This is a genomic window from Gordonia namibiensis NBRC 108229, from assembly GCF_000298235.1.
In the GTDB taxonomy this organism is placed as follows: Bacteria; Actinomycetota; Actinomycetes; order Mycobacteriales; family Mycobacteriaceae; genus Gordonia; species Gordonia namibiensis.
In genome coordinates, this window is sequence record NZ_BAHE01000019.1 from 13,010 (window position 1) to 28,886 (window position 15,877).

The 15,877-nt window shown below is 70.5% G+C and carries 11 protein-coding genes; 3 read left to right on the forward strand and 8 right to left on the reverse strand.

The window, feature by feature from the left end:
• Positions 1 to 104: 104 nt before the first annotated feature.
• Positions 105 to 389: a mycoredoxin gene (locus tag GONAM_RS11285; RefSeq protein ID WP_005197022.1), complete on the forward strand. Its 285-nt coding sequence runs from the start codon at positions 105 to 107 to the stop codon at positions 387 to 389.
• A 71-nt stretch (positions 390 to 460) separates the two neighbouring features.
• Here the strand turns inward: GONAM_RS11285 and nudC are convergent, their stop codons facing one another.
• The 4 genes from nudC to GONAM_RS11305 all read right to left on the reverse strand — a co-directional run bounded on the left by nudC (position 461) and on the right by GONAM_RS11305 (position 9,428).
• Complete coding sequence (gene nudC, locus GONAM_RS11290; RefSeq protein WP_006866898.1) at positions 461 to 1,381, reverse strand: NAD(+) diphosphatase; 921 nt, start codon at positions 1,379 to 1,381, stop codon at positions 461 to 463.
• 102 nt (positions 1,382 to 1,483) lie between these two features.
• Entirely contained in the window at positions 1,484 to 2,557 is a 1,074-nt protein-coding gene (locus tag GONAM_RS11295; protein WP_040536179.1) for a potassium channel family protein, read from the reverse strand.
• 66 nt (positions 2,558 to 2,623) lie between these two features.
• Entirely contained in the window at positions 2,624 to 6,034 is a 3,411-nt protein-coding gene (locus GONAM_RS11300; protein WP_006866900.1) for an ATP-dependent helicase, read from the reverse strand.
• Positions 6,027 to 9,428, reverse strand: coding sequence for an ATP-dependent helicase (locus GONAM_RS11305; RefSeq protein ID WP_006866901.1), 3,402 nt, complete (start codon positions 9,426 to 9,428; stop codon positions 6,027 to 6,029). Before GONAM_RS11305 ends, GONAM_RS11300 begins: the two co-directional genes overlap by 8 nt.
• Positions 9,429 to 9,528: 100 nt before the next feature.
• Between GONAM_RS11305 and GONAM_RS11310 the strand changes: the two genes are divergently transcribed.
• Positions 9,529 to 10,314, forward strand: a complete 786-nt coding sequence (locus GONAM_RS11310; protein WP_006866902.1) for an alpha/beta fold hydrolase — start codon at positions 9,529 to 9,531, stop codon at positions 10,312 to 10,314.
• 7 nt (positions 10,315 to 10,321) lie between these two features.
• The gene (locus GONAM_RS11315; RefSeq protein ID WP_006866903.1) at positions 10,322 to 10,621 is read left to right on the forward strand and encodes an MGMT family protein; all 300 of its coding nucleotides are present in this window, start codon (positions 10,322 to 10,324) and stop codon (positions 10,619 to 10,621) included.
• Positions 10,622 to 10,875: 254 nt separating this feature from the next.
• Here GONAM_RS11315 and GONAM_RS11320 read toward each other — a convergent pair whose 3' ends face one another.
• The 4 genes from GONAM_RS11320 to nirB are packed head-to-tail and all read right to left on the reverse strand — an operon-like array spanning position 10,876 to position 15,831.
• Positions 10,876 to 11,634 carry a sirohydrochlorin chelatase gene (locus GONAM_RS11320; RefSeq protein WP_006866904.1) on the reverse strand — a complete coding sequence of 253 codons (759 nt, stop codon included), beginning with the start codon at positions 11,632 to 11,634 and terminating at the stop codon, positions 10,876 to 10,878.
• A 20-nt stretch (positions 11,635 to 11,654) separates the two neighbouring features.
• A complete protein-coding gene (locus tag GONAM_RS11325) occupies positions 11,655 to 12,830 on the reverse strand; it encodes a uroporphyrinogen-III synthase (RefSeq protein ID WP_006866905.1) in 1,176 nt (391 codons plus the stop codon).
• Positions 12,827 to 13,252, reverse strand: coding sequence for a nitrite reductase (NAD(P)H) small subunit (locus GONAM_RS11330; protein ID WP_006866906.1), 426 nt, complete (start codon positions 13,250 to 13,252; stop codon positions 12,827 to 12,829). The genes GONAM_RS11325 and GONAM_RS11330 overlap by 4 nt, the downstream gene beginning before the upstream one ends.
• Entirely contained in the window at positions 13,249 to 15,831 is a 2,583-nt protein-coding gene (gene nirB, locus GONAM_RS11335; protein WP_006866907.1) for a nitrite reductase large subunit NirB, read from the reverse strand. The genes GONAM_RS11330 and nirB overlap by 4 nt, the downstream gene beginning before the upstream one ends.
• Positions 15,832 to 15,877 lie beyond the last annotated feature (46 nt).

Below are 15,877 nucleotides of genomic sequence, written 5' to 3' on the forward strand. Positions count from 1 at the left end.
CCGACGCTCCCCGGACCGGCGATCGGGCTGTGCATGACGCGTCCCACGTCGCCGATCGCGGCGCCGCCGGGAACAGCCTGCGCATGCATGGTGTTATGGCAGTCATGAGCAACGTGATCGACGACGAGGCAGGCGCCCGCAACTCCGACACCGGCGAACTGACCATGTACACCACCTCGTGGTGTGGTTACTGCGCCCGCCTGAAGACCGGACTGAAGGCCAGCGGTATCCCCTGGCAGGAGATCGACATCGAGCTGAACCCGGATGCCGCCGAATTCGTCGGCAGCGTCAACGGCGGCAACCACGTCGTCCCGACCGTTCTCTACGCCGACGGCACCACCGCGACCAACCCCTCGATCGCCGACGTCAAGAAGAAGCTCGGCGTCTGATCTCGTGACCTGAACACCCGGGCCGGCCTTGCCGGACCCGGGTTTTCTCGTCTACCGGGACTGCTGCGCCGTCACCCGGCCGCGGCCCAGGACTCGATCAGCGTGCGTGCGATGGAGATCGATCCCGGCAGCTGCAACCGGGGTGCCGCGCCGTCGGGTCCGGGATCGGCACGCGTCCACCCGTCCCGCGACAACGCCTCGCGCACCTCGTCACGGTGGAACCACTGCGCATCGCCGATCTCGCCGTCGAGGAAGGCGAGCTCGTCAGCGGGATCGCCGATCGCGGCGAAGCCGAGCATGAGCGACCGCGGGAACGGCCACGGCTGGCTGCCCAGGTAGCGCGGTTCGCGCACCACGATGCCAACCTCTTCGTGCACCTCCCGCAGCACACATTGTTCGAGTGACTCCCCCGGCTCGACGAACCCGGCGAGGGTCGAGTACCAGCCGTCAGGCCAGACGGCTTGGCGCCCCAACAGGATCCGGTCGGCGCCGTCGTGGACCACGGTGATGATCGCTGGATCGGTGCGTGGGAACTCGTCTCGGCCGGACTGGACGCTCCGACGCACCCAACCGCCACGCGCCGGCCGCGTCGCCGACCCGTCGACCGGCGAATGACTCGCCGTCTCATGCCAATTCAGGATTCCCAGCGCGGTGACGAGCAGTCCCGCCTCGTCCGGCGTCAGATGTACGGCGCCACGTCGTGCGTCGTCGGTGGGACCGTCGATGTGATCGACCCGGCGCGCCCACCGGTCGATGCCGTCCACGACACCGAGGATCACCGCATCGGCGGGCGGCTCGTCGGCGACGGTGGTCGCCGGAACCCAGTGCAGCACACCGGACTCCCCGACCGGATATCGACCGTTGGAGTCGATCAGCAGCACCTTCGCCTGTGGCCATCCCGCCAGCATGCGCTCGGCGTCGTCGCGGACCTCGTCGGCGCGGTGGAATGTCGCGCGCGACAGGAGCGGCTGGTGGACCAGTTCGAAGTGCACGTCGGTGTGTCCCTTTTCGGTGGTCGGTGCGGGGTGTCCTGGTGGCCGACAGGGCTTCTCGTCGACCGTGTTTCTCGTCGAAGGGCTTCTCGTCGCCGGGGTCTAGTCGTCGCCGGGGCTCTTGCGGACGTACAGCAGACGGTCGCCGACCTCGATCTGTTCGACCTCGCTGTCGTCGACCCGGTGCAGCACCCCGTTGCGGACGACGCCGAGCACGATGTCGCGGGTGTGCGCGGGCGAGCCGCCGGTCTCCGTCGGGTCGACCTCGCGTTCGGCGATGGCGTAACCCGCGTCGGGGGTGAGGAGATCCTCGATCACCTCGACCACCGACGGGGTCATCGTCGCGATACCGAGCAGGCGGCCGGCCGTCTCCGAGGACACCACCACGGAGTTCGCGCCCGACTGCCGCATCAGGTGGGTGTTCTCCGACTCGCGGATGGACGCCACGATCTTGGCCCGCGGGTTGATCTCACGTGCGGTGAGTGTCGCCAGGACGGCGGTGTCGTCGCGGCTGGTGGCCACGACGATGCTCGAGGCATGCGCGACTCCGGCCAGACGCAGCACGTCGGACTTGGTGGCGTCGCCGCGGACGGTGACCAGACCGTTGGAGGCCGCGGACTCCAGGACGGTCGGGTCGGAGTCGACGACCACGATCTCCGAGGGCTTGATGCCGTCGCCGCGCATGGCGTCCACCGCGGTGCGGCCCTTGGTGCCGTAACCGATGACGACGGTGTGATTGCGCACGGTATTCCTCCAACGCTGGATCTTGAGCGCCTGTCGGGACCGTTCGGTGAGCACCTCGAGGGTGGTGCCGATCAGCACGATCAGGAACAGCACACGCAGCGGCGTGATGATGATGATGTTGATGAATCGGGCGAAGGGACTGATCGGCGTGATGTCGCCGTAGCCGGTCGTCGACAGAGTGACCGCCGAGTAGTACAGCGAGTCCAGGTAGGACAGTTCGCTGTTCTGCGCGTCCCGGTACCCCTCGCGATCGAGCCAGACGACCACCGAGGTGAAGAACAGCGCGAGGCACGCCCAGAGCACGCGGCGTCCGATCGCGCGTGCGGGGCTCTGCTGCAACTCGGGGATACGGACGACGCCGACCAGTGCGTGGTCGGGCCGGTTGGCCAGCTCGGCGTCGGATCCGAAGCGGCCGCGGAAGCGGTTACGCATTGCCACGTTTGCGCTCCTGGAGTTCGCTCACACGCTGAAATGTAACCCACACGACGGTGCGAGGGCTCATTTGGCCAGCTTGGCGGCAAGGGTCGCCTCGTCGGGCAGGTCGTCGGCCTCCAAGGTGTGTCCGTCGCGCACGTAGTGGAAGGCGGCGTGCACCTTCTCCACCGGCACGCCGGCCAGCTGAGCCCAGGCGATCCGGTAGGCGGCCAGCTGGATGAACAGTGACTCCCGTTTCGCCGGTTCGGGTACGACGCCGGTCTTCCAGTCGACGACCGTCCAGGATCCGTCCTTCTCGGCGAAGACCGCGTCGATGCGGCCGCGCACGACGATGCCGCCGATCACGGTCTCGAACGGCACCTCCACCTCGGTGGGGCTGCGATTGGCCCAGCGGGACGCGAGGAAGGCCTCGCGCAACGCATCGAGGTCGGCGTCCGGGCTCGCCGTGGCGTCCGCCGCGCCGGGCAATTCGTCGATGTCGAGCAGCCGGGTGGCACCGAACCAGCGCTCGACCCAGGCGTGGAATGCGGTGCCGCGCCGCGCCATCGGGTTGGGCCGGAAGGGCGTCGGGCGCCGGAGCCTGCGGGCGAACTCGGCCTCGTCGGCGTCGAGTTCGACGAGCTGGCTGACCGACAGGTGCGTCGGCAGCGTCACCTCGACGAGCGCCTGGTTGGCCTGGTGGTGTTCGGCCAGCAGGGCCGACACCTCCGCCTCCCAGGCCGCGACCTCGTCCTCCGGGTCGGGCGGCATCGGCAGCATCTCCGGATCGTCCGGGGCCTCCGGCGCCTCGAACAGTGCGGGCGCCTCGCGAGTGGCGATGGCGTCGAGGACGAGGTCGGCGGCCGCCTGCACGGCGTCGCGGCGGCCGGCGAGCGGATCACGCGGCCACGGCTGCGCCACAACGCGTTCGGCCAGCGGGTTGGTCGCGTCCTCGGCCGGCGGCGGGGTGCGCACCGCGATCGACAGGCCGGTGGAGTCGACGGCGGGATCGGTGATCGCCTCGTCGATGGCGACCATCAGCTCGTCGAAGAAATCCGAACCGCCGCGCGGCTTGTCACCGGTCTCCGACCAGTGGTGAGCGGAGATCAGCAGGTCGTGTCGTGCGCGGGTGAGGGCGACGTAGAGCAGGCGCCGATCCTCCTCGAGGCGGCGTTCGCTGATCGCCGCCTTGTGGTCGGACAGGGCGTCCTCGAGTTGCTTGCGGTCGCCGACGGTGTCGATCTTCAGCAGCGGGAAGCCCTCGGGCGTGCCGTCGGCCGACTCGGCCGGGATCGCGAGGTCGCCGCGCAGGTCGGCGGGTAGTTCGCGCGCGCTGCCGAGCCACGTGGTGTCGGCCTTGGCGCTCGGGAAGATTCCCTTCGCGAGGTGCGGGATCGCCACGACGTCCCACTCGAGCCCCTTGGCCGCATGCACGGTGAGGATCTGCACGCGCTGCTCGGCGACCTCGATCTTGCCGGGCTCCAGGCCTTTCTCGATGGACTCGGCGGCGTCGAGGAAAGCCAGCAGCCCGGGCAGGTTCGCACCGGGACGGTCGGCGTAGTGGCTGACGTAGTCGGCGAAGGCGTCTAGGTGTTCGCGGCCGGTGATCGCGCCGCGCATGCGCCGGGCCCGGATCTGCGCCTCGACGCCCACGCCGATGGTGTTCTCCACATCGGCGACGAGTTCGGGCAGTGGTTGTCCGATGCGGCGGCGGAGGGATTCGAGCTGCGCACCGAACGCCCGGATGCGGGCGTATCCCTCCGGGCTGTAGTCGCCGGGGTCACCCGGATCGACGACGGCATCGGCGATCCCGGCGCGATCGACGATCTCGGTGGGCAGTACGGCGTCGAGCGCGGCGTCGAGTTCCTCGCGGCTGGTGACGACGCCACCCGCCTCTGCGTAGCTCTCGGCGGCCAGCGTCGTGGCCCGACGCCACAGCGCGGCAAGGTCTTTGGCGCCGAGACGCCAGCGGGCACCGGTGAGGAGCCGCATCACGGCGGTGCCGGCCATCGGATCGGCCATGACGCGCAGCGTCGCGACGATGTCCTCGATCTCCGGGACGTGCAACAGTCCACCGATGCCGACGACCTCGGTGGGGATGCCGCGGCTCTCCAGCTCGGCGGCCAGCGGGGCGGAATCCTCGTTGCGCCGCACCAGGATCGCCGTGGTGGGAGGCGCCTCGCCGGCGGCCTCGGCGGCGCGATAGCGCCGCTCGACCTCGTCGGCGATCCAGTTACGTTCGTCGAGAACGGTCTCGGTGAGGGCGATGGCCGCGGTGCCGTGCGGGGCGTCGGGGCGGGGTCGGAGGATGGAGACCGGGATGCCGCGGCGCCGCAGTTCCTCCGAGATCTGGTTGGCCAGGCGGAGGCCCTGAGCTGCGTTGCGCCAGCTGGTGAGGAGTTCGCGACGTTCGGCGGGCGTGCCGTCGGGTCGTGGGAAGTCGCGGGCGAACCGCGGGAGGTTGGCCGCCGACGCACCGCGCCAGCCGTAGATGGACTGGATCGGGTCACCGACCGCGGTGACGGCGACCGACTCCCGCGACGGGTCGTGGCCGCCGAACAGGGTCGACAGCAGCACGCGCTGCGAATGGCCGGTGTCCTGGTACTCGTCGAGGAGGACCGCGCGGAACGCCGTGCGCTCGGCGGCCACGACCTCCGGGTTGGACACGACGAGCTTCGCGGCGAGCGACATCTGGCTACCGAAGTCGAGCGAGGACTGCGCCCGCATCGTCTCGCCGAGGGCGATCACCATCGGGATCAGTTCGCGCCGTTCGTCGATGACCTCCTTGACCTTCAGCAGCGCCTGCGTGGGCTTGTCGCGCTGCTTCGGACCCTTCGGCAGGGTGTCGATGAGCTCGTAGAGTCGCGAACCCGCCTTGGCGAGATCGTCGATGTCGACGAGGTGTTCGGACATCTCGCCGTACAGCTTGAGGACCGACTCGGTGACGCTGGCCGGAACCTTCTTGGTGTTCAGCTCCCCCGGCCACGACGACACGAGCGAGAAGGCGAGCTGCCACAGTTCGGTCTCGGTGAGCAGCGTCGACGACGGTTCGACGGGCAGCAACAGACCGTAGTCGGCGATCAAGCGGCCGGCGTAGGCGTGATAGGTGCTGACCTCCGGGTCGGCGCCGCGCAGCCGTGCGGCCAGCGTCCCGTCCGGGTCCCAGGTGCGCAGGGCGGGCGCGCCCGACAGCATGGACAGGCGACGCCGGATACGTGCGCCGAGCTCGCTGGCGGCCTTGCGAGTGAAGGTGAGTCCGAGGATCTCGTCGGGTGCCACGATCTGGTTGGCGACGAGCCACACCACCCGCGAGGCCATCGTCTCGGTCTTGCCCGCACCGGCTCCGGCGACGACGAGCATCGGCTCGACCGGCGCCTCGATCACCGCCACCTGTTCGGGGGTCGGGTCGGGAAGGCCGAGCGCCGCGGCCAGCGACTTCGCGCCGATCATCGTCCGGCCGGGCGTGAGTCCGCCGGTCTGGGTTCCGCTAGTCATCGGTCACCGCCTTTCCGGGGATCTTCGCGGGGCAGCTGGTGGTGAGGTTGCAGTGCACGCAGCCCGGGTTGGGTGTCGCGGTGAAGGTCGGGCCGATGCTCGCGCGGGCGGCCCGGCGCACCACGCCGATCCACTCGTCGAGCATCTCGGGCGTCAACGGCGACTGGACGCGTTCGGCCGCACCGGAATTGCGGTTCGCGGTGGACACGTAGACCAGGCGCGCACCGCCTGGCGGGACATCACCGAACTGTGGCACTCCCCCATGCGCCAACGCGACCTGGTAGGCCGCCATCTGGGCGTGCTCGTCGGCCTCGGCCTTGGTGATCGCGTTCTTCGACGTCTTGACGTCGACGACCACCGGGCGGCCGGCCGCGTCGGTCTCGAGGCGATCGACGCGGCCGCGCAGCCGCACGTCGGGCGCATCCTCTTCGTCGGGATCACCGGTGGGACCGCCGGGAACGGTGGCGTCGACCGGCAGTTCGACGCCCACCTCCTCGAGGTCGGCACGCGAGATCCGCAGCCAGTCGCGGAAGTGGCCGAGCATGCTCTCGGCGCGTTCGAGTTCCCGGGCCGAGTACCAGCCCGCGCCGGTGTCGACCCGGTCCCAGATCGCGCGCAGCGCCGCGGTCACCTCGGCCGGATCCAGCTGTCCCGCAACGGCCTGGACAAGTGTGTGCACGAGGCTACCGGTGAGTGCGGGCGTCCCGTCGCCGTCGCGGCCGCCGTTGCGTTCGAGCACCCAGCGCAGCGAACACCTGTTCAGCGCTTCGACATTCGACGGCGACAGCACGACGGGTCCGTTGTCCGGTGTCCACAGCGGCGCATCGGTGCTGGGTTCGGCGAGCCCGAACCAGTCGCGCGGGTGGGCGCCGGGGATGTCGGAGTCGGCGAGTTCGGCGAGCAGCCGGGCTGCGGCCCGGGTCCGCTCGTCGGGTTCGTGGGCCCCGGCCATGACGACCGAACGCAGGGTCGCGACCAGCGACGGGAGCGACAGAACGCGGTCCACGCCGGGGTCGAGCTGGAGTTCGGCCTGAGGCGCCTCGTCGTCGGGATCGTCGACGAGATCGGCGAGTTCGGTGAGGAAGCGCGACGGCGAGGCGTCGCCGCTGCCGTCCTCCACCGCCGTCACGAGCAGCCTGCTGCGTGCGCGCGTGCAGGCGACCAGGAACAGCCGCCGCTCGTCGGCGAGTGCCGTCGCGCCACGGGCGACGGTGTCGACCGCGCCGGCGTCCATGCCGTCGAGGATGTCGACGAGCGCACCGGTGGAGAGCACACCGCCGCGGCTGCGCAACGACGGCCACAGACCGTCCTGGACCCCGGCCACCGCGACAACCTCCCACTCGCGGCCGACCGCGGCATGCGCTGACAGGACGGTCACCGATTCGGTTGCCGCCGTGGCGGTTCGGCTGTCACGCGGGATCTGCAGCTGGGACAGGTAGTGGACGAACCCGGCCGGCCCGGCGGCGGGCAGGGTGTCGGCGAAGTTGGCCGCTGCCTCGAACATCGCCATGACGGCGTCGAGGTCACGGTCGGCCTGTTCCCCGGCCGGGCCGCCCCGGACCGCCGACGCCGCCCAGCGCCGTTCCAGACCGGTGGCCTGCCAGGCCGCCCACAGCGTCTCTTCGACGCCGCGTCCGGCATCGTGCGCCCGCTGTCCGGCGGCGACGACGTCGAGAACGCGGGCCAGCGGCCCCGCCTCGGTCTCGGTGAGGGCCCGGCGGTACCGTGCGCCGAGCTCGGGGTCGAGGAGGGCGCGGGTCAACGAGGTCAGCGAATCCGGTTGCGCCGTCGGGTCGTTCTTCTCGTCGAGGCGACGGATGCCGCGCCGCAGGCGTCGCATCGCACCGGGATCGGCCGCACCGACCGGACCCGACAGCAGCGTCAGCGTGTCCTCGGTGGTGAACAGCTCGGACTCCGGGGTCGCCTCGCTCCGCATCGTCGGGTCCTCGCGGCGGGCGGCGACCACCCGCAGCACCAGCATCAGCGCGATCACCGCACGCTGGCGGTGCAGCGGCAGATCGCTGGCCGGGGTGGTCACCGGGACCCCGGCCGACCGGAACGCACGGCGCAGTGGGGGCAGGGCGAGGGACACCGACCGGACGATCACGGCCATCTGCGACCACGGGACGCCGTCGAACAGATGGGCGCGGCGCAGCAGGTCGGCGATCGCGGTGGCCTCCTTGGCCGCCGATCCGTACACGCGCACGGCAGCCACGTCGCGTGGCACTGCGGCGTCGGACTCGGCCTGCACCGGTTGGGGATATGCGTGCGGGCGCGCCCCGGGGAGCCGCGCGGCGATCGCGCGGCCCAGGCGGGCGAGGTCGGGGTGGGAGCGGAAGTCGTGCTCGAGCACGATGTCGCGCTCGGACCCCGGCTCGGCGAGCCCGTCGGCGAATCGTGGACTGGCCCCCCGGAATCCGAAGACCGACTGATCGGTGTCGGCCGCGATGATCGTCGAGGTGGTGCCGGTACCGACCAGCCGGATCAGCTGTGCGGCCTGCGGATCCAGATGTTGCGCGTCGTCGACGAGGAGGTGACGGATGCGGCGGCGTTCGCCACTGAGCAGGTCGGGATCGGTCGCGAAGGCCGACAACGCCGAACCGATCAGCTCGGCGGCGTCGACGGCCGGCGCCGACGCACCGGGCGTCTCGAGGCCGACCGCGCCGCGCAGCAACATGTTCTGCTCGTATTGGGCGTACGCACGGGCCGCGGCGGTCCACTCGGGGCGTTTGTGTTCACGACCGAGGGCCGCGAGTTCTTCCGGCCCGACGCCGCGTTCGGCGGCCCGCATCATCAGGTCGCGCAGTGCCTGCGCGAAACCGTCGGTACCCAGGGCCGGCCGCAGATGCGCGGGCCAGTACTCCGCGCCGTCCTCGATGTCGCCGGCGAGCAGCTCGCGCAGCACGACGTCCTGCTCCGATCCGGTGATCAGCCGCGGGGGCGGGTTGCCGTGGGCACTCGCCTGCAGGCGCAGGATCGCGAAGGCGTAGGAGTGCACGGTCCGGACGAGGGGTTCGCGGAGCGCACCGCCGAGCACACGCCGCCCGGCCGCGTTGGCCGAGAGCACGCGCCGGGTGATCTCCTCGCGCAGCGCGACCGCCGCCCGGCGGCTCGACGCCAGGACGAGGACCGATTCCGGATCGGTCGCGGGGTCGAGCAGGCGCGCGACAGCGGCGTCGACGATCAGCGAGGTCTTGCCGCTGCCCGGTCCGCCGTGGACCCGCACCGGACGCCAGGCCTGCTCCTCCTCGCCGGCCGGGATGCTCGCCGCCGGGTCGATGACCTGCGTGATCGCCGGCGGCCACTCCCGGGGGCGGTCCGCGGCCTCGGGCGCTGCGACGAGCCGTGCGCGCAGGGCGCTGCGTGACGCCTGGGTGCCCGGTTTCCGACTCATGGGCTCCATCGAATCATGTGCCACCGACGACTCCCGCGGCCCGAGGTGTCGGTGCGGGTGGGTCGGGCTCGCCACCCGCGCATACGGCAGGATGGACGAGGTGACAGCTCTCAACACGTATGTCTTCGGCGGCGACACGGCGGAGGGCGACACCGTTCTCGCAATCCACGGTCTCACCGGCCACGGTCGTCGCTGGGAGCCCCTGGCACAGCACCTGAGTGGTGTCCGCATCGTCGCGCCGGACCTCATCGGCCACGGACGTTCACCGTGGCGTCCGCCGTGGAGCATCGAGCACCATGTGCGTGCACTGTCCGCCGTGCTCGACGACCACGTCCCGACCGACCGGCCGATCGTCGTCGTGGGCCACTCGTACGGCGGTGCACTCGCTCTCCACCTGGCGAACCGTCGGCCCGACGACGTCAAGGGGATCGTCCTCCTCGACCCTGCCCAGGGCCTCGACCCAGAGTTCGCGCTCCAGGTCGCCACCGACAGTCTCGACAACTGGGACTACCCGAGCGCCGACGCCGCGCGCTCGGCCAAACGTGCCGAGGGCTGGGCGGATGTGCCCGACGACATTCTCGAGGCCGAGCTCACCGAGCACCTCATCCCCCGTCCGCACGGCCGGGTGGGCTGGCGGGTCAGTGCGCCCGCGGCCGCCGCGTCCTGGAGCGAGATGGCTCGGCCCGCAGTACTTCCGCCACCGGGCGTGCCCACGCACATCGTCGTCGCCGATCAGGTGCAGCCGCCCTTCGTGCGGCCGTCGTTCCTGGAGGCCTGCGCGAGCGAACGCGGTGACGACGTGACGGTGCACCACGTCGACTGTGAGCACATGGTGCCGTTCCTCGAACCGGAACTGTCCGCGTCGCTGATCCGCTCGCTGCTCTAGGACCCCGATGGCGGCGATCACCGAGGAACAGGTCGAAGCCGTCCGCGCCCTGGTCGCGGCGATCCCGGTCGGCCGGGTGAGCACCTACGGCGACCTGGCCGGCGCGGCCGGACTGTCCAGCGCCCGGATCGTCGGTTGGATCATGCGCACCGACACCGCCGACCTGCCGTGGCATCGGGTCGTCCCCGCGAGCGGTCGTCCCGCTCCGCATCTCGCGAACCGACAGCTCGAAAGGCTTGCGGCGGAAGGTGTCCCGATCTCCGAAGGACGAATCCGGTTGCGCGAGTGCCGGTGGGCGATCGCGTGACCTCGATACGCGGCGTCCTCGCTTCGCTCGGTCGTCGCTACTCGGCCAGCAGAACGAGCCCCCCGCGTGGCCCGGCCGTCACCACTCGGCCAACAGAACGAACCACCCGCCGGCTCGGTCGTCGCTACTCGGCCAGCAGAACGAACCACCCGCCGGCCCGGTCGCCGCTACTCGGCCAACAGAACGAACCACCCCCCGCTGGTTGAGTAGGCGAGGAGCGTGCGACGAGCCGTATCGAAGCCAGCCGACGCAGCTCAGACGAGCCGCGGCACCGGGGTGCGTCGGTACGGGCTGATCGCGGCCCGCATGCGCGTGACGATGAGGTCGACGATGCGCGGGTCCGGGCCGAGGGGTGCGGCGACGGCGTCGGCGCCGTAGGTCTCCAGACGCTGGTGGAAGAGCCCCGGTGCGAGCAGGTAGCTCGCGACCACGACGCGACGTCCGGTGCGGCGCGCCTTCTCGATCGCCTCCGGCACCGACGGCTGCGCGGTCGTGATGAACCCGACCTCCACCCGGCCACCGATCAGGGATTCCAGTTGGCGCGCAGCCAGATACACCTGGCCGCAGGCACTGGGATCCGACGACCCGGCGGCGGCCAGGACCACCGAATCGCCCGGCTCCCAGCCGGCCTCGGCGAGCCGCAGGCGGGCGACCGCCGCGATCGCCGGGTCGGGGCCGAGCGCGCGGGTCACGACCGTGTCGGGTCGGCCCGCGAGCGCGACGTGTTCGGGGATGTCCTTGCGGACGTGGTACCCCGAAGCGAGGAAGGCCGGCACCAGGACCGCGGGCTTGTCGAGGTCGGCGATCACCTCGGACGGGGTCGGCCCGAGCACGTCGACGAAAGCGGTACGGGTCAGCCCGATCCGCGCACTGACAGCCTCGGCGATCTCGGCGATCACGGTGACACCGTGCGGGTTACGGGTGCCGTGGGCGACCAACACCGGACTGACGTCTCGCAGGCGGTCGCCGTGCGGGAGCCGAACAGTGCCGTCTCTCAGGACATTGTCTCGCATGTGTCCTCCCCTGGACGTGGTCATTCGTCTTCGGCGTCGTATTCGAGGTCGACGGCCAGGCGGTAACCGCGTTTGACGACGGTCTGGACCATCTTCGAATCCCCCAATGCTGCACGGAGTCGCGCGACCGCGACCTCGACGGCATGGGTGTCGGAGCTGTCGCCGGGCAGCACCGCGAGCATCTCCTGCCGCGACACCACCCGACCGGGGTTGCGTGCGAGCAGCTTCAGCAGCAGCAGGCCGGTCGCCGACAGGTCCTTCAGCTCGCCGTCGACGACGACGGCCTGGCCGCGTATCGCGGTGTCGTGTCCGGCGACCCGCAGCACGTGGGTGCGGCGCGGAAGTTCGTCGGTGATCAGGCGCGCAAGAGCTCCGAGCCGGAACCGGCGGGGATACGTCGTCGGGATCTGCAGTGCCTCCAGCGGACTGGCGGTCACCGATCCCACGCACATCACCGGCACCGCGGTGCGCAGCGCGTGCACGAACTGCTGCAGTTTGCCGAGTTCCTTGGCGCGGGTGAGGATCGATGCCGCGGCCGGCGCGCTGGTGAAGGTGATCGCGTCGAGGTCGCCGCGCAGCACCTGCGCGATCATCTTGTCGATACGCGCCACGTCCGGGTGCATGTTCCAGCGGTAGACCGGGATCGGCACGACCTCGGCCCCCGCGGCCCGCAGGACGGTGCAGAAGTCCGGCAACGGTTCCCACTCACTCGTCGCGCCGTGGAGCTGCACGGCGATGCGCACGCCCTCGACGCCCTCGGCGAGGAGGTGGTCGAGCACCTCCGAGGAGGACTCGCTCTCCGGCGACCACTCCTCCCGCAGGCCCGCGGCGCGGATCGCGCCCTTCGCTTTGGGGCCACGCGCGATCAGCCGGCTCTGCGACAGCGAACGCAGCACATCCTCGGCGTTGCCCCAGCCGTCGGCCGCCTCGATCCAGCCGCGGAAACCGATGCCGGTGGTCGCCACCATGATCTGCGGCGGCGAGGCGATGATCTCCTCGGTCACCCGCTCGAGCTCGGTGTCGTCGACGAGCGGCAGGATGCGGATCGTCGGCGCCTGGACGACCCGCGCACCGCGTCGTTCGAGCAGTGCGGCGAACTCCTCGGCACGACGCGCCGCGGTGATACCGATGGTGAATCCAGTGAGCGGCAACGGGTCGGCTTCGGCCGCATCACCGGGAAGATTGATGGCGTTCACGCGGGAAAGAACACCTCGACGATCCGCTCGACGACGCGTACGCCGTAGCTCGGCACGGAGACCGATTCGTCGTCCAGGCACACACCGGTCCGCAGTGCGAAGACCTGCTTGCCCAGCGGCGAGGCCACTGTCGGCTCGCCGGCGCGGTCACCGGTGAGTCCGCGCGAGAGCACCGCGGCTCGACCGAACGGGTCGATGTTGCCGATGGCGTACAGGCGCGAGCGGCCGGGAGCCGCCTCGCGGTCGGTCTCCGCGGCCTGCAGGCGGAACAACGCCGCCTGTTCACCGCGCGGACCGAGTACCGCGACTCCGCGTCCGACGATCAGGTCGTCGATCGGACACGCCCTCACCCAGGCTCCCTCGACCGTCCCCGACCCGTCGGCTCCGGACCGCTGTCCGGTCTCGTCTGGTGCGATGGTCATGTCGGCACTCCTTCCTTCACCGGCGCTGCGGTCACAACCGACCCGGTGTTCTCCTCCGCTCCCGGACGCACCTGCGGCATGTCGAGCAGCACCGGCACCTTACGTTCGTACTCGGCGAACCGGATGGTCGGGTCGACCACATCGGGTGCGTTCACGAACGACACGAACCGCTTCAATTTGTCCTCGTCGTCGAGCACCGCCGCCCATTCGTCCCGGTAGCCGGCGACGTGCCGGGCCATCGCATCCTCGAGTTCGGCGGCGAGTCCCAGGCTGTCGTCGCAGACGACCGCCTTGAGGTGGTCCAGTCCGCCTTCGAGGGATTCCAGCCACGGCGCGGTGCGCTGCAGCCGGTCGGCGGTACGGATGTAGAACATGAGGTACCGATCAATGTAGGCGACCAGGGTGTCGTCATCCACTCCGCTGGCCAGCAGCTGCGCGTGCTTGGGGCTCTGACCGCCGTTGCCGCCGACGTAGAGGTTCCAGCCGTTCTCGGTGGCTATCACGCCGACGTCCTTGCCGCGGGCCTCCGCGCATTCGCGGGCGCACCCGGAGACGCCGAACTTGATTTTGTGCGGCGCCCGCAGGCCCCGGTACCGCTTCTCCAGGAAGACCGCCATGCCGACCGAGTCCTGGACGCCGTAGCGGCACCAGGTGGAGCCGACACAGCTCTTTACCGTGCGGAGACTCTTCCCGTAGGCGTGCCCGGACTCCATCCCGGCGTCGACGAGGCGTCGCCAGATCTCGGGCAGCTGGTCGACGCGGGCTCCGAACAGGTCGATGCGCTGGCCACCGGTGACCTTGGTGTACAGCCCGTAGTCGCGGGCGATCTCGCCGATCACGATGAGCTGCTCGGGGGTGACCTCACCGCCCGGCATGCGGGGCACCACCGAGTACGAGCCGTTCTTCTGCATGTTCGCGAGGAAGTGATCGTTGGTGTCCTGCAATCCGGCCTGCTCGCCGTCGAGGATGTGATCGCTCGACGTCGAGGCGAGGATCGAGGCGACGGTCGGCTTGCAGATTTCGCAACCCTGGCCGGTGCCGTAGCGGTCGATGAGTTCGGAGAAGGTCCGGATGCCGGTGACGGCGACGATCTCGAACAGTTCGGCGCGCGACTGGGCGAAGTGGTCGCACAGCGACTTGCTGAGTTCGACGCCCGACGCGGTGAGGAGCTGCTTGATGCTGGGCACACAACCGCCGCAGGTGGTGCCGGCCGAGGTGCAGCCCTTGATCGCAGCGATGTCGCAGGCGCCGTCGGCGATGGCCGAGCAGATCGAGCCCTTCGACACCCCGTTGCAGGAGCAGATCTCGGCATCGTCGGGCAGCGCGTCCATGCCGACGCCGGTGCCGCCCTCCGGGGCGATCAGGGCCGCAGGGTCGCCGGGGACCTCGCGACCGACCATCGGCTTGAGCAGGGCGTAGGCCGACGCATCGCCGACCAGGATCCCGCCGAGCAGGGTCTTCGCGTCATCGCTGACGACGATCTTGGCGTACTTGCCCGCGACCGCGTCGTGGTAGGTGATCTCGAGGGCGTTCTCGGTGGTCGCGAACGCATCGCCGAAGCTGGCGACGTCGACGCCGAGCAGTTTCAGCTTGGTCGACATGTCGGCGCCGGGGAAGGTCGACGAGCCACCGAGGAGACGGTCGGCGACGACCTCGGCGGTCGAATAGCCGGGGGCGACGAGTCCGTAGCAGCGGCCCTCCACCGCGGCGACCTCGCCGATGGCGAAGATGTGCTCGTCCTCGGTGACGCAGTTCGTGTCGACGAGGACGCCGCCGCGCTCGGCGACCGCGAGGCCCGCATCGCGGGCGAGCTGGTCGCGGGGCCGGACTCCGGCGGAGAAGACGACCAACGAGGCGTCGATCAGCGACTCGTCGGAGAGCGTGACACGCAGGCCGCCGTTCTCCGCGTCGGCGATCTCCGAGGTGCCGACGCCGGTGTGGACTTCGAGGCCGAGGTCGGTGACGAGGTTCTTCAGGATCGCGCCGCCGCCGGCGTCGACCTGCATCGGCATCAGGCGCGGCGCGAACTCGACCACGTGCGGCTTCAGGCCCATCAGCTTGAGCGCGTTGGCCGCCTCGAGCCCGAGCAGACCGCCGCCGACCACGACGCCCGTCGCCCCCGGGCCGGCCGCGTCGGCGGCTGCCCGGATGTCGTCGAGGTCGTCGAGGGTGCGGTAGACGAAGCACTTGGAGTTGTCGTGGCCCGGCACCGGCGGCACGAAGGCGTACGAACCCGTTGCGAGAACGAGTGCGTCATAGTCGATCTCGCGGCCGCCGGAGGTCACCACACGTCGGTGCGCGCGGTCGATACCGGTGACGGCCTCACCCAGATGCGTGACGACGAGATCGTCACCGTCGTAGGTGTTGCCGTCCAGCGCGAGCGAATCACGCTGCCAGGCACCGACGTAGGAGGACAGACCCACGCGGTCGTAGGCCGGATCGCGCTCCTCGGAGACGATCTCGACGCGCCACCGGTTCTCGGTGTCACGCTTGCGCATCTCCTGCACGAAGCGGTGGCCGACCATGCCGTGACCCACCACGACGACGGTGTTGCGGCCGGTGTTGGTCTCGCTGCTCATTGTCTACTCCCTGTGCCTTGCCTGATGGTCGAGTTGCGCCGCGGGC